Annotated in this window: 10 protein-coding genes; 5 read left to right on the top strand and 5 right to left on the bottom strand. The window is 64.6% G+C overall.

The annotated features are described in order from the left end of the window. Positions 1–354: 354 nt before the first annotated feature. Positions 355–1728 carry an MFS transporter gene (locus ACKFRT_RS08665; RefSeq protein ID WP_408926087.1) on the top strand — a complete coding sequence of 458 codons (1374 nt, stop codon included), beginning with the start codon at positions 355–357 and terminating at the stop codon, positions 1726–1728. Between the two features lie 104 nt (positions 1729–1832). Beyond that, positions 1833–2858 carry a bile acid:sodium symporter family protein gene (locus tag ACKFRT_RS08660; protein ID WP_408925008.1) on the top strand — a complete coding sequence of 342 codons (1026 nt, stop codon included), beginning with the start codon at positions 1833–1835 and terminating at the stop codon, positions 2856–2858. Positions 2859–2874: 16 nt separating this feature from the next. Here the strand turns inward: ACKFRT_RS08660 and ACKFRT_RS08655 are convergent, their stop codons facing one another. The 5 genes from ACKFRT_RS08655 to ACKFRT_RS08635 are packed head-to-tail and all read right to left on the bottom strand — an operon-like array spanning position 2875 to position 6911. Continuing rightward, complete coding sequence (locus ACKFRT_RS08655) at positions 2875–3435, bottom strand: NUDIX domain-containing protein (RefSeq protein ID WP_296215880.1); 561 nt, start codon at positions 3433–3435, stop codon at positions 2875–2877. A gap of 45 nt (positions 3436–3480) precedes the next feature. Continuing rightward, positions 3481–3843: a branched-chain amino acid transporter permease gene (locus ACKFRT_RS08650; protein ID WP_408926086.1), complete on the bottom strand. Its 363-nt coding sequence runs from the start codon at positions 3841–3843 to the stop codon at positions 3481–3483. A 6-nt stretch (positions 3844–3849) separates the two neighbouring features. Continuing rightward, the gene (locus ACKFRT_RS08645) at positions 3850–4605 is read right to left on the bottom strand and encodes an AzlC family ABC transporter permease (RefSeq protein WP_408925007.1); all 756 of its coding nucleotides are present in this window, start codon (positions 4603–4605) and stop codon (positions 3850–3852) included. Beyond that, positions 4606–5418: a hypothetical protein gene (locus tag ACKFRT_RS08640; RefSeq protein WP_408925006.1), complete on the bottom strand. Its 813-nt coding sequence runs from the start codon at positions 5416–5418 to the stop codon at positions 4606–4608. Continuing rightward, on the bottom strand, positions 5415–6911 hold the full coding sequence (locus tag ACKFRT_RS08635) for a CCA tRNA nucleotidyltransferase (protein WP_408926085.1): 1497 nt from the start codon (positions 6909–6911) through the stop codon (positions 5415–5417). Before ACKFRT_RS08635 ends, ACKFRT_RS08640 begins: the two co-directional genes overlap by 4 nt. A 303-nt stretch (positions 6912–7214) precedes the next feature. Between ACKFRT_RS08635 and ACKFRT_RS08630 the strand changes: the two genes are divergently transcribed. From ACKFRT_RS08630 to ACKFRT_RS08620, 3 genes are all read left to right on the top strand, one after another. Beyond that, a complete protein-coding gene (locus ACKFRT_RS08630; RefSeq protein ID WP_408925005.1) occupies positions 7215–8051 on the top strand; it encodes an NUDIX hydrolase in 837 nt (278 codons plus the stop codon). Between the two features lie 92 nt (positions 8052–8143). After that, positions 8144–10978, top strand: a complete 2835-nt coding sequence (locus tag ACKFRT_RS08625) for a hypothetical protein (RefSeq protein ID WP_408925004.1) — start codon at positions 8144–8146, stop codon at positions 10976–10978. Positions 10979–11062: 84 nt separating this feature from the next. Next, positions 11063–15004, top strand: a complete 3942-nt coding sequence (locus ACKFRT_RS08620; protein ID WP_408925003.1) for a murein biosynthesis integral membrane protein MurJ — start codon at positions 11063–11065, stop codon at positions 15002–15004. Positions 15005–15092 lie beyond the last annotated feature (88 nt).

Genomic DNA, 15092 nt, shown 5'->3' with positions numbered 1-15092 from the left:
TCGCCCCCAACGCATCCTCAATCGACTACCCCTTTATCAATTTGTCCAACAATATTCACTCACGCGATGAGCTTTATTAATACTCTGTTTACCTTTAGATAGGTAGCAAGCGCTTCAATGGCCAGACCTTATCGTCGCGCTAACTATGCATTACAGTGCTAACTACACGTGCTAGCTACACGTTCTGCAGAAATCTTTATGCACTCTCGGGGGTTGCCCATGAATTCCACCAATCCGTCCTCTGCCGACCGCGCCCCGGCAGACGCGCCCGGCGCGACCACTGGCAAAACTGGCACTGCCACTGCCGTCTCGCCCGACCCGATAGATTCCCGCCCTGGCGGAATCGGCCTGCTGATGACTGTGCTCATCACCGCGGCCATCGCTTTCCAGCTCAACGCCTCCATGCTCTCCCCGGTGCTAGCGACTATGGCCCGCGAGCTAAATACAGATGAAGCCGCCACCGGTCTCACCCAAACCGCGTTCTTCACCGGCGGCGCGATGTGTGGCCTATTCCTACCGCGCCTGTCGGACATCGTCGGCCGCCGCAAAATCCTCATCATCATGCTCGGGGTAATGTCCCTCGGCGGACTCATTGCCGCGCTGGCACCCAATATCGGCGTGCTGATGGTTGCCCGTGCCATGCAGGGCATCGCCGGCCCGACAATTCCCATGACCCTCATCATCTTGCGCAGCCAGGTGAAGGAGGAGGTCCGCCTGGGAACCCTCATGGGTCTGCTGGCAGCCATCAACGGTGGCGTAGCGGGCATCGACGTTATCCTCGCCGGCTGGCTGGCAGAAAACTACGGCTTCCGCTCTGTATTCTGGCTCATCGCCATTATTGGCATCATCGCCACCGTTGTTGTCGCGTTCGGTGCACCGGAATCTAAGCCCTCGGACAATGTGAAAATGGACTGGGCTGGCGCTGCGCTACTAGTGATTTCGGTGCTGTGCATCACGCTGGGCGTCAACGAGGCCGGCAAGGCCGGGGAGGCAAACTGGCTGTACGTCATCGCAATGTTCATCATCGGCCCGGCCGTGTTCGTGGCCTTCTGGAAGTACGAAAACCGCCACGACCAGCCGCTGGTCGCCCCGACGTACCTGGCCCGCCGCCACACCTGGGCGCTGCTGGCCACCACGGTGCTAACCATGACGGGCGTGTTCGCCGCCGTCAACGGCCTGGCCGTATCCCTGGCGCAAAACCCAGACGCAGGCTTCGGACTGGAGGCCGACAAGGCCTCCCTGTGGCTGCTCACGCCCTACGCGCTGATCGGCTGGGCCGTCGGCCCGTTTGCCGGCCGCTGGGCGCCGAAGGTCGGCTACGGCCGGCTAATCATCATCGCCAACGTCGCCAGCGCCGTACTCATGCTGGGCCTGGCGTTCGTCGGCGTGAACTCCCTGCCGGTGCTGATTATCGCCGTAATCCTGCTGGGCATCACCTATGCGGGCATAGGCAATATCGTCATCAACAACCTGGGCGTGGTGAACTCTCCACAGGATAACGAGGGCTTCCTGCCCGGCATGAACTCCGCCGCCTTCAACCTGGGCGCAGGCGTGTCCTTCGCCATCCTGCCGGTTTTCCAGGTCGCCGGCTCTCCCCAAGGCTCGGACTCCGTAGCGGGCTACACCACGGCGTTTATCGCCGCCGCGGTCATCTTGGGCATCGCTGCGGCTGTAGCATCGCTCATCCCCAAGCAGACTGTCGCGGAGCTCGACCGCGCCATCGTCTAAACCACACGCCCATCTAGCTGGCACACTCCGCCCCTATCCGGCGCCTGCAACGTTTCTCGACGTTTGCGGTTCGCGGGAATGGGGCGTCAATAATATAGGGACACATGGCAGAAAAACAGTCCCCGCAGCAGTCACTGTGGCAGCGCATCATCAACTACCGGCCGGACTTCCTCATCGTCCTCATCGTCATCGCAGTAGTGGCGGCGATCCTGGTGCCCGTGCGCGGCGAAGCGGCGGATGTCGCCAGCATCATCACGAAAATCGCCATCGCGTTCCTGTTCTTCCTCTACGGTGCGCGCCTGTCGCCGCAGGAGGCGCTGAAAGGCCTGCTGCACTGGCGGCTACACCTGCTGATTATGGCTTTCACCTTCGTGGTCTTCCCGCTGATCGGTGTGGCAATGATGCCGCTGAAGGCCGTTGTGGGCAACGAGCTCTACCTGGGCATTCTCTTCTGCACCCTCGTGCCGTCGACAGTGCAGTCGTCGGTCGCGTTCACCAGCATCGCGCGCGGCCACGTCGCCGCCTCGATTGTGGCGGCCAGCGTCTCTAGCCTGCTGGGTGTGCTTTTCACGCCGCTGTTGGTGCTGTTGCTGATGTCTTCGTCGGAGGGCTTTCATATTGACGCCACCACGTTCCTGGACATCGGAATCCAACTGCTGCTGCCGTTTGCTATCGGCCAGCTGCTGCGCAGGTGGGTGTTTAAGTTCGCGGCCTCACCTGCGACGAAGAAGGTGGATCAGATCTCCATCGGCCTGGTGGTGTATGTCAGCTTTTCGGAGGGCATCGTCTCTGGCGTGTGGAGTTCCGTCAGCTGGGTGACGGTGCTGGGTCTGGTGGTAGGCTCCATCGCGCTGGTGTACCTGATGCTGACGGTGACCAGCGCGACCTCGCGCAAGTTGGGCTTCGACTACGCCGACCAGGTGGCCATCCAGTTCGCAGGCACGAAGAAATCTCTGGCCTCCGGCCTGCCGATGGCGGCGGTGATGTTCGGTGGGGCGAGCCTGGGCATGATGATCCTGCCGCTGATGATCTTCCACCAGGTACAGCTGGTGATCTGCTCTATGCGCGCCAGTTCCTATGCCACGCGCTTCCCGGAGGGAGGGCAAACCGCCGGCGCGCGCACCTGGTAGGCGACGGCTGCCGCAACTACTCCGGCTTCTGCAGCCGCTTTACATACCCCATGCGCGGACGGAACCCGGCAGGGTGCTTCATCTGCGCCACCGCATCGGCCACAACCAGGCGGAAGCGTGGCTGCATCGGGGGCATTTGCGAGATCGAATACCAGCCAACCTGGGTGGACTCGTCGTCGCCAACCACTGGTTCGTCGTTGAACTCGCCTGTCTCGGGGTCGGGGATCACCGTGCAGCGCACGGTGGTATCCACGTAGCTCGTCACATCCCCGTTGGGATACTCGATTGGCCCGACTTGCCCCACGCCCAATAGCGCGTCCACCTGCACGTGCAAACCGGTTTCCTCCCGCACCTCGCGGATCGCCGCCAGGTGTGGCTCCTCCCGCGGGTCCACAATGCCGGTCACTGGGGTCCACTGCCCGTCGTCGGCGCGCTTGACCAGCAAGACTTCCGGCACGGCCCAGATCGGTGCGTCATCCGGGACGTCACGGATGACAATGGCCGTCACACCCGGCAACCACAGTTCGTCGTGGCCGATCTTCTTGCGCAGTTCAACGATAAATTCTGGAGTCGGCATGGGCGCTATTCTACGGCGCTGGGGGGAGCTACCAGTGGCGGGGCGTCAAAAAACAATGTTAACCAGCACCAGATACAGCGAGGTGCCCAGAAGGATCGACCATGTGGCCGAGCGGCGCCAGAGGTGCACAGCGACGGTGAAGGCCAGGGCGATGCCAATCGCGGCCAGCCCACCCGGCGCGCTGGCCTGGCCGGAGACGGTGTAGATGACGAGGAGGATCATCACACCGACGGGCATCGCCAGCCCCAGCCAGGCGACCAGGTCGGACTCGCGGAAGAAGCGCAGGGCGGCGAAGGGCAGGCCGCGCAGGGCGAGGGTGACCAGGAAGACCGCGCCGAGGATCGCGAGGGTGGGGCCCAGCTGCACACCTTCGGGCAGGCCGGCGGTGGCGAGCACCTGCATCGGCATGGCCACTTACTCCACCTCCCGGGATACAGCATTGTCCGCGCCGACCTTCAGCCGTAGCGCGCGGTCCAGCGGCGGGCATAGGAAGCGCACGATGAGGCTCACGAAATACAGGCTCATGCCGATCATCAGCATGTTATCCGGTGAAAGCAGCAGGCCTACTGCCCCGCACACCGCGGCCATGATCGGCAGCGAAAGATCCTTGAAGCTCACGAAAGCCTCGATCGCCAGAACCGTGAACAGGGCAATCAGCGCGAACTCCATGCCCTGGATCTCAAAGGGCAGGGCGCTGCCGAACAGAGCACCGACCAGGCCACCACCGACCCAACCCGCTTGCAGCAGAATCTGCACCGCCATCACGCGGGCAGTGGACCACTGCGCATCGCGCCGGGCGGCGAGGATCGCATACGTCTCGTCCGTCAGTGCATAAATGCCATAAGCCCTGGCCAGCCAACCACGGACGTGGGCGATGGGATAGTTCAGGGCGTAGAAAGCATGGCGGAAGTTCACTAGGAATCCGTAAAGCGCGGCGCTCAGCGGGCCCGCGCCGCCGGTCACTAACGAAACGGCCAGGAACTCCATCGAGCCCGCGTAGATGACGAACGAGAAAATCGGCGCCCACCACCACGCAAAGCCGACCTGCGTGATCAACAGGCCAAACGCCAACCCCAGCGGCACCATGCCCAAGGCCACGGGCCAGGCGTCGGCGATCCCGGCGCGCCAATCGCTGCGGGGGGAGGGCTGGCGGTCGCTATCCGCTCCCATCTAGTTACGCTCCGGGTGGCTCGCCCACGTAGCGAAAAGGTTCTCGGGGAAGGGGCTCCTCTTCATTGCCTGCCGCCACGTTTCCGCCGGTCGGTCCGTAAAAACATCCTCGGCAGTCGCCGCTCCGAGGCGGGCAATCCCCGCATCGAGCCAACCGCGCATGTCGTCGACGTCCAGGCGGACATAGCTGTGGAAGAGTCGCAGGCCGCGCAGCATAGAGGGATCCACGTGCCCCACGACCTCCGCGATCTGCTCATCCACGCTCGGCGCTTCCTCAGCGGTGCTGATCAGCATGAACTGTCCGCGCGAGCCGAAGCGTGTAGCGGTGGAGGCTGGACGGTTTGCGGGGGCGCCGAGCTCCAAGCGATCAGCGTCCAACAATGCGATGGCGAGCACGACGGGTTCGTTGTCTCCGCCGATGAAGATTACCTTCGGCTTGGTGAGCTTTTCGGCAAGCTCAGGCAGGTGGTTGGCGGCGGCTTCACCGCTCATGAGGCCAAGGCGGACGCAGACAAGGTCCGTGCCGCTGCCGGTGCCCGTGCCCTCCTGCGCTTCGAGCACGAGGAGTGCATCCGCGCCAGTCAGCCCCGGCGTGGCCAGCTCGCCGGGCATAGTTCCGAAGGCTTGTTGAAAGGCTTCCATGTGCAGCGGGTGAACGGCCGCGGCCTCCAGGTAGCCGGCTGGGTCCGCGACCACGGCGGGGGACTGGAAGATGATGTCGCCGGGGACTACGCCATACGGCAGCTGGTCGTCTTGCTGGTTTCCGTGTTGGCTGTGTTGATGTTGATGGTTGTCTGGCTGGTCAGCGGTCATTTTTGTGGCCCACCTTTCTGCTCGCCCCACCATTGTTTTAGCGCGGCTATGGCGTCGTCCCGATCCATAGGTCCGCGATCCAGCCGCAGTTCCTTCAGGTACGCCCACGCCTTGCCCACATCGGGTCCGGGTTTGAGGTTCAGGATCTGCATGATCTCGTTACCGTCCAAGTCTGGGCGGACGGCGGCGAGGTCCTCTTGTTCCTGCAGCTGTTCGATGCGCTTTTCCAAACTATCGTAGGTGCGCTGCAGCCTGTGGGCTTTTCGCTGGTTTCGGGTGGTGCAGTCGGCGCGTACCAGCAGGTGCAGCAACGGCAGCAGCTCGCCTGCGTCGTTGACGTAGCGACGCACCGCAGAATCGGTCCAGGTGGATTCGTTGTTGTCCTTCTCGCCCGCGCCACGTCGCGCGTCCTGGTTCTGGCCCTTGCCCTGCGTGTCCGCGTAGCCGTGGAAGCGCATGTGCAAAAACACCAACTGACCGATGTCTTGGACGTGCTGCTTGGAGTACTTCAGCTTGCGCAGGCGGCGGCGGGTAATGCGCGCGCCGACAACTTCGTGCTGGTGGAAAGTCACGGCGCCGGATTCGGTAAAAGCCCTGGTGTCCGGCTTGCCGATGTCGTGCAGCAGCGCGGCCATGCGCAGTTCCAGCGAGGGCTCCAGGCCACGTTCGGCCTCCAAGTTCACGGCGTTGCGCAGTACCTTCAGCGAGTGCCAGTACACGTCCTTGTGCTGGCGATGCTCGTCCTGCGTGAGCTTCAGCGCGGGCAGCTCCGGCAGCACGTGGTCGGCCAGCCCGGTTTCGACCATCAGATCCAGCCCCACCCAGGGCGCCGCGCCAAGCATGAGCTTGTTGAGCTCGACGGCCACGCGCTCGACGGTGATGCGGCTGATCTGCCCGCTCATCGCCGTCATTGCTTCCTTTACTCTCTTTGCGACGCCGAACTCCAGCTGCGAAACAAACCGACAAGCGCGGAGCATGCGTAGCGGGTCGTCGTTGAAGCTAATCTCCGGGCTATCCGGGGTGTCCAGCACCCCGGCCTGCAGATCCTCGAGGCCATTGAGGGGGTCGCGGAGCTGGTGGTCTCCGTCAGGGGAGAGTTCCAGTGCGATGGCGTTGGCGCGGAAGTCGCGGCGGATAAGGTCTCCGTCGAGGCTGTCGCCGAAGGAGACCTCAGGGTTGCGAGACTGGCCGTCATACTGGTCGGCGCGGAACGTGGTGATTTCCAGGATCTGACCCTTGACCAGAGCGGATACGGTCCCGTACTCAATGCCCGTGTCCCACACGGTTTCTGCCAGGGGCGTAACGATGTCGACGATGGCCTGCGGCCGGGCGTCGGTAGTGAAGTCCAGGTCGTGGGACAGGCGCCCCAGCAAAGCGTCGCGCACCGACCCGCCAACGAGGTAAAGGCTGTGCCCGGCGTTGTGGAAGGCCTGTGTAAGTGGCAGCAGGTCGCGGTCGAGTGCGCGCAGGGAAGTGAAGGCCTCCTGCAACATGCCTTCGATGGTGCGCGGCTGCGCCGACGCCACGGCTTGCTTAGCCGGGGGGTTCTGCCCGGCCTGCTTGGCCGGCTTGGCCTGTTGCTTCTGCGGGGCGGACTGAGCCTGCTGGGCTTTTGGGGCGACCGGCTCGGCGGATTCCTGGTTGTCGGGGGAGTGGGCGGGGTTCGTCACGCTGCCAAATTCTACTAGCCCCCGCCCCCGCGCCAACGGCCCCCTACCCACTGCCAATGCGCCGGTGGTAGCAGTTTCCGCCCCACTAGTTCCACATTGTGTACGTAACCGGCTATCGTTATCAGAATGAGTGGAAACGACAGCACCGGAGACGGCACGCCCCGCCGCCGGCGCCGCCGTTCCAGAAGAAGGCACCGCCCTGGCAACGGCCGGCAAGGCAGAAACCAGCAGCAAAATAACGACCAAAGCAACGGTCAAACCAGCGATAACCAGGGTAAACGCAACGGCAACGGCAAGGGCAGCGGCCAGTCCCACCCGAACAGCCGGAACCATAGCAAGAATGGAAAAGGCGGCAAAGCTGGCAACCGTGGCGCCCGAGGCAGGGGCAACAAGGTCTCTGGCTCTCATAACCGCCACCGCCACAACTCCCGCCCGCGCTCCTTCGACGAGCACTCCAACCTACCGATTTCCGTGGAAACCTCCGCAGGTGGCCTGGTGCTATCTGGCCTGGCAGAGGCCGTGCAGCCCAATGGCGACGTCGATTTTTCCGCAATCTACGTAGCCCTTATCGGCCGCCTGGACCGCCGCGGTCGGTTGCTGTGGTCCATGCCGAAGGGGCACATCGAACCGAACGAGTCCCAGCACGCCACCGCCGAACGCGAGGTGTGGGAGGAAACGGGCGTGGCCGGCGAGGTCATCGCAGACCTCGGTACCATTGATTACTGGTTCGTATCGGAAGGTATCCGCATTCACAAAACCGTCCACCACCACCTACTTCGCTATGTCGACGGTGATCTGAACGACGAGGATCCGGAAGTCACCGAGGTTCGCTGGCTGCCCGCCAACCGGCTGATCGAGCACCTTGCCTATGCCGACGAGCGCCGTCTTGCCCGCCAGGCCTTCGATAGCCTCGCGGATCTGGCGCGGGCGGAGGCCAACGCTGGCCGTGCCACGCCACGCTAAGGATCACTATCGGATCGCCAGGTTGGGCTGCTAAAACTAGTAGAACTAAAAGAGCTTAGGTAAGCATGTAATCGTGCACAAAGGTGAGCGCAATGTCTAGATTCCCCCACGCCTGCACGGCGTTTGGCGTGTCTGTTGCGCTCTGTGGCCTGTCGGTTCTCCCCATCGCTCCTGCGGTCGCTGACCCTATTAATAGCTCCACCTCGGCTCCCACCGCCCCAGATCCGACCGCCCCCGAGGCTCGCGAAGATTCCAACTGGGCCAACCCGCTGGCCCGCGCGACAGACCCGCAGCAGAACGTGGATCTACAGATCACGGGCATCGACACGGTCGGTGGCTCTGACACGGTCGGGAACTCCAGCAACTCCAGTAACTCCGCCACCCGGACGTACACGCTGCGTATCCGCAATGATCGGCCACATGCTCTCAATAACCTTTCGCTGACACTGTACTATCGCAGCGCCGCCACCGCCGCGGAGGTTCGCGTCGCGCAGCTCGCCAACCAGGGCGAATACTCCCTGCGGAGCCAGCCTCTGCAGCTCGACGGCACGCTCGACCCCGGTGACACGCGCGACGTCACGGTCACCCTCCCCGCTGGCACCACTTCGTCTTCTTCTCATGACGCCCCTTCGTCCCAACCCCTCACCCTTCCGCCAGATGCTTTTGCCGAACCCGGTGCTTATCCCCTGCTGTTTAGCCTAAGTGGCCAGGACACGGACCCGGAAGACCCGAGCCAGGGGGGCGTGCAGTACCTTGCGGTGGCGCGAACAACGCTGAGCGTGGGGGCGTCTACAAGAAAGAAAGAACAACCCAGCACCCCAGTAACGGTCGTGTATCCGCTGGCCGGGCAGACGTACATGGCACCGGGGCTGACGGGCGATGCGCCGAAGCGGCGGCCGGCTTTTGTAACGAAGGACGTACTGGCAGCCGAGGTCGCCAAGGGCGGCAGGCTGCGCGGGCTGCTGGATGCGTACCGCGAAGCAAAATCGAAGAGGCTCAAACAGGCGACGTGCATTGCAATTGACCCGGAGCTGCTGGATACCGTCAACCGCCTGGCCGAAGGCTACATGATGGGCGAGCGCACGCCCGACCCAGTGGAGAAGCCGCAGAGGCTGCGTGACTCCTGGGACGAGATTCTAGGCGGTGAAGATGTAAACGCTCAGCACATGCCAGGCAATGCAGACGCGAAACAGTGGATCTCTGACCTACGGGAAGTAGTGCAGAGCAACTGCTCAGTGGCGCTGCCGTACGCCGGGGCGGATATTAACGCGCTGGCACAGGTAGATTCAGATTGGCTGCGCGTGCGTGGGCTGGGCATGGGTGCCGAAGTGATCCAGCGAATCCTGGGCGTGGTGCCCACGCAAAACGTAGTGATCCCCGATTCCGGCTATGTCTCCCCGGAGGCGCAAAAGATACTGGCGGCAGGCATCAGCAAGGTGCCGGAAGGCACGAAGGCCATCGAGGCCGACGAGTCCCGCCGCTTCGAGCAGACTGTGCAGGGCGAGCCGACAATTCCACAGGCCGGGCACGTTACCGCCCTGGTGGCGGACAATACAGTGAACATTGAGCGGCCCGCGGCGGCCCCCATGCCGGAGCAGACCGAACAGTCCGCAAAGCCGGGCACGGAACAGTCCACAGAGCCGCGCACGGAGCCAGGCGCAGGGGAGGGCACGGAGCAAGGCACAGAGGAGGGCACAGACCCCAGCGCCAGCACTGGCTCCGCATCCAGCGCCAGTGACGTTGCCTGGAACCAGCGCCTGGTCAACCTGCCCGGCGCGCAGCAGCACGGCGCCGGAACCAACGCCGGCAGCAAGGCAACCGCCACCGCGCTGACCTACTCCGCGGACCTCGGCACCGTACTCAAGGCCACCGGGGAGCACCCGGAGGTCTCCGCGTATTCCAACCCCGACCTGCGCTTTAACCTCGCCGACGACAGTGCCGTCGCCCGCCTGGCCGACGCGCAGGCGGTGCTGAACCTAGAGCTAGACTCCGGCCGCCCCACCCTAGCCGTGCCGCCGGCGGCCTGGTCCGTGGACAAAGCCCAGGCCAGCAGCTTCCTGCAGACCATCAGCCAGCACCTGGACGATCAATCGGCCACGCCCGCCCCACTGCCGGAGGCCGTGCAGCCCCGCGGCATCGACTATTCGCACGTGGCCTCCGGCACCACCACAGTGCCGTACACCGACCCCGGAGCGTATTCTTCGCCCTACCTCGGCTCAGTGGAGGATACTGCCCGCAGGCTGCGGGAACTCACGCTTTTTATGCACAACGACCCCGCCATCGCGCTCACCCGCGAGGGCTTCACCAGCCCGTTGTTCTCCGACCTACTGCGCGGCCTGTCCGCCTACCGAAAGCGCGAGCACAACCATCTGGACGTGCTGCGTGAGCAACTTGGCACCACGCTGGGCCGCGTGGGGCAAGTCACCTCCCAACTGCGCCAATCGATCAGCCTGCTGCCCCCAGGCAATGTCTTCACCCGCACGTCCGATTCCTCGCCGCTGCTGGTGGTCGCGCGCAACGGACTGCCCCTGCCGGTAACCGCCACGGTTGGTTATTCTTCAGACGCCGACACGGATGTCACCGTCCACGTGGATTCCGCGGGCTCGCCGTCGATCCCGGCGAAGGGCTCCATCACCTGGTCGCTCACCACCGATATCGCGGACACATCAGAGCAGGTCAATCTTTCTTTGTGGTTGGCTACCGTGAGCCAGGAAGGCAAGGCTGACTTGAAGGGCGGAACCCGCATCTCGGATCCGGTGGAGCTGCGCGTGCAGTCCGTGCCGGGGCTGTCCGCGCGCGGTCTGACCATCATCGCTTTCCTGCTGTTGGGCATCGGCGCGGCGGGCAAGGTGCTGTGGGATCGTCGGAGTGGGCGCGGCGCGAAGCGCCCCACGGCGCGCCCGCTGAAGCCCGTCGCCCGCCCTTAAGCCAGGCGTAAAGGGTGGCGAACAAAACTAGACACGCCCGGTTCTCCGTTAGGCAATGTACGGCTAGTGCATAAAGATGGAGTAGTGACTTCTGAGCAAGAGAGGGAAGACCTACCGGCTAGCCCCTCGGCCGGGCAGCGCGGGCGTTTCCGCGCGACCCAGCCGCCGGCGCTAGCGCCGAAGAAAGACCGCACTGGGGCGGGAGTGCCGGCGGGCGGAGACGGGGCGTCACACAACCCCACAGAAAAAGCCCCGACCTCCCGCAGCGACCAGGGCGACGGCGCCACACACGCCGGGGCCACGGCCGCTAGCGCCAGGCCTGCTGCCGCCGCGACCTCCTCCGGGACTGCCGCGCGCAGCGATGCGTCCACCGGGACTGTCACGCGCAATGATGCCTCCACCGGGACTACCACGCGCAGTGATGCATCCGGCGGCGCTGACGGTGCACACGGTACTGGCAGTGCCGGGGGAGCCGGAGCTGCCGAGGAGGCCGATGGCAAGCAGAGCGACGAGCAGATCGTGCGCGCCGGTGGCTCCATGGCGATTGCCACCCTGATCAGTCGCATCACTGGCTTCCTGCGCACGGTGTTCATCGCCTCTGCGCTGGGTGGCGCGGTGGCCAGTGCGTTCAACACGGCCAACACGCTGCCGAACCTGGTGACGGAGCTGGTTCTCGGCGCCGTGCTGACCTCCCTGGTGGTGCCCGTGCTGGTGCGCGCCGAGAAGGAGGACGCGGACCGCGGCGAGGCCTTCATACGAAGACTTCTGACGCTCACGTTCTCGCTGACCATTGTCATCACCCTGGTCTCCGTGGCGTGCGCGCCACTACTGGTGCGCATGAGCCTTGATTCCGAGGGCCACGTGAACATCGGCATGTCCACGGCGTTTGCCTACCTGGTGTTGCCGCAAATCATGTTCTACGCGATGTTCGCGGTGTTCATGGCGATCCTCAATACCAAGGGAGTGTTCAAACCCGGCGCGTGGGCGCCTGTGGTGAACAACGTGGTCACGCTCGCCGTGCTGGGCCTGTACATGTTCTTGCCGCGGGATACGAAGCTACAGCCGACGGACAACGTGACCGTCACCGACCCGCACGTGCTGCTGCTGGGTCTGGGCACTACCGCGGGCGTGGTGATGCAGGCGCTGATCATGGTGCCCTACCTGCGCAAGGCGGGCATCAACCTGCGCCCGCTGTGGGGCATCGACGAACGCCTGAAGTCCTTCGGCGGCATGGCCATTGCCATCGTCGTGTACGTGGCCATCTCGCAGGTCGGCTGGCTGCTAAACAACCGCATCGCCTCCGATACATGGGAGGTCGCCCCGACGATCTACATGCAGGCGTGGCAGCTGCTGCAAATGCCCTACGGCGTGATCGGCGTGACGCTGCTGACGGCCGTGATGCCGCGCCTGTCCCGCAACGCGGCGGAGGGCGACGACAAAGCCGTGGTGCGCGACCTGACCGTCGCCTCGAAGCTGACGATGCTGGCGATGGTGCCGATCATCGTGTTCTTCACCTGCTTCGGCACCCTGATCTCCGCGGCTCTGTTCGCCTACAAGGAGTTCTCGCTGGAGGATGCGAACGTGCTGGGCTGGACCATCAGCTTCTCCGCGTTCACCCTGATCCCCTACGCGCTGGTGCTGCTGCACCTGCGTGTGTTCTACGCCCGCGAGGAAGTCTGGACCCCCACCTTCATCATCGCCGGCATTACCGTAACGAAGCTGACCTTCGCCTACATCGCCCCGCAGATCGCCACCGAGCCGCGCCTGGTTGTGGTGCTGCTGGGTGCAGCCAACGGCCTGGGCTTTATGGCCGGTGCGATTATCGGCGATCGCCTGCTGCGGCGCTCGCTGGGTGACCTGCAGTTCCGCAAGGTGACGAAGACGGTGCTGTGGGCACTCGGTTCCTCGCTAATCGGTGCGCTGATCGCCTGGCGCGTGGACGTGGTGCTGGCACACTACGTCTTCCAGACCCTCGCCAACCCGTGGTTCGTCGTGCGCCTGCTGATCGCCGGGGTGCTGTTCCTGAGCATCACGGGACTGATCCTGGTGCGCGCTCCGCTGCCGGAGATCCAAACCCTGGTGGGCGCCCTGTCGCGCATTCCGGGCATGTCGCGGGTTCTTCCTTCTCCACGCCCACTTCCCAGCGACGAACAACCCGCCGACGAGGCCGAGCCCCGTCGTCTGTCGGCCCAAGAGCTGGCCGCCCGCGAGGCCATTGCTCTGGACCACATGATGGCGGGCGTGGCGCTGCCGCCACTGGCGGCCGGCCGGGTGCGCGGTCCGCGCTTGGTGCCGGGTGCTCCGCTGTTGGAGGGGCGCTACCGCCTGCTGGCCGACCACGGTGGTTGGTCCGCCGCCCGCTTCTGGCAGGGCCGCGAGCTGGCCACGGGAGACATCGTGGGCCTCACGATTATGGATCCGGTGGCTTACGCCCGCTCGCAGGCCGAACGCGGTGCCTCCGTCCCCGTCGACGGGGTGGCCGTGGCGCGGGCAAAGGACGAGATGCTGCGCCGTTCCGCGAAGCTGAAGCAATTCGACGTGCCGGGCATGGCGCAGGTTACGCGCGTGATCGGCTACGGCAACATGGTGGTCATCGTTTCCCGTTGGGTGCAAGGTTCCCCGCTGACGAAGGTGGCCGAGGGGCGCCCAGAGCCGCTGGCCGCGGCCTTTGCCGTAGCCTCCCTGGCGGACGCTGCCGCACAGGCCGAGGATAGCGGCACCGCACTGGGCCTGGATCACCGCGACCGCGTGCGCATCGGCACCGATGGCGCAGCCGTGCTGGCCTTCCCGGGTGTGCTGCCCAGCGACGACAAGGCACAGGATGCTCACGGCGTGGCCGTGGCACTGCGGCTATTGCTGGAGCACGTTCCATACCAGGATGTGCCGGAGGAACTGACCCGCATCTACAAGAAGATCCACGAGCTCGATGGCGAGAAGGTGGAACCGGAGGATCTGCGCGCGGCCGCGAAGCGCCTGCGCGAGCTGAAGTCCGGCGGGCTGGCGATCCAGGAGGACCATACCCCAGACCCGAGCGCCCGCTCTGGCTTCGGAGCCCGGGGCAACCGACCGGTGGGCATGGCGGCGGCCGCAGCCATCGCCTTTGTCTCGGTGCTGCTTATAGCCGCCCTGGTAGCGGCGGTGATCAGTGTGGTCGGTGGCGACCGCAAGGATTCACCGCTGTCCACCAACTCGCTGCGCCAGGGCGCACAGGCGGTACGCGGCGTAGACCCGGCAGAGGTTTCCCTGAGCAGGCCCCTGGAGTGGTTGCCCTCCGACGTAGAGTGGCCATTGGATCGACCGGATTTGGCGCGATTGATTACCGACGGGGACCCGGAGACGTTCTGGCAGTCCAACCCCGCGACCGTACAGCTGGGCGGCGAGCCCGGCACCACGAAGCCCGGCATTGGTCTTTTGATGACGCTGCCCGAGGGCACCGCATTGTCGCAGGTTCAGCTTCGCGGCCTAACCAAGGGCACTACCTTGGAGCTGCGTCTGGCGCAGACTGATAGCAACGGCAAGCTGGGATCTATGGATCAGACAACGCTGCTGAAGACGGTGCAGGCGGACTCTACCGACATGACGGTGGACCTGGCCGGTACTGGCGGAGGCGGTGAGAACGGCGGCGGTGGCTCTGCCGACTCGGACGACTCCAACTGGGGGGCCAACCTCGACGGTGATTCCGCCGCGCCGGGCGAGAACGCCGAGGACGGTGGCCAAAGCAACGCCGATGGCAAGGGCGCGGACAAGACTAAGGGTAAGTACGACACTGACAAGGTTAGCGCTGCTAAGGGCAACCGCTTGCTGATCTGGATCACTGGCCTGCCGCTGCCGAAGCCCGCCACGGTGGGTGAGGTGTCCGCGGTCGGCAACTGGCTGGATCAGGCTGGTGCGGATGAAGGCGAGGGGTCGAGCACCACGGAGAGCTCCCAGCCCGCGCAGCCGCGCCAACAGAACCAACAAAACCAGCAAAACCAGCAAAACCAGCCAGGGCGCCTGCCCGCGCGGCCACTGCAGCCCGTCGAATAGCCCGCACCCTTATAGCGCACCACGGCGCCTGCCTCAACTGTGAAGTTCACAATGAGGCAGGCGCCGTTCGTAGTTATCCACAGGCAGA

Source organism: Corynebacterium jamesii, assembly GCF_046097395.1.
Taxonomy (GTDB): Bacteria; Actinomycetota; Actinomycetes; order Mycobacteriales; family Mycobacteriaceae; genus Corynebacterium.
The sequence above is the reverse complement of the archived record's forward strand: the minus strand, read 5'-3'. Positions and strand labels throughout refer to the sequence as shown.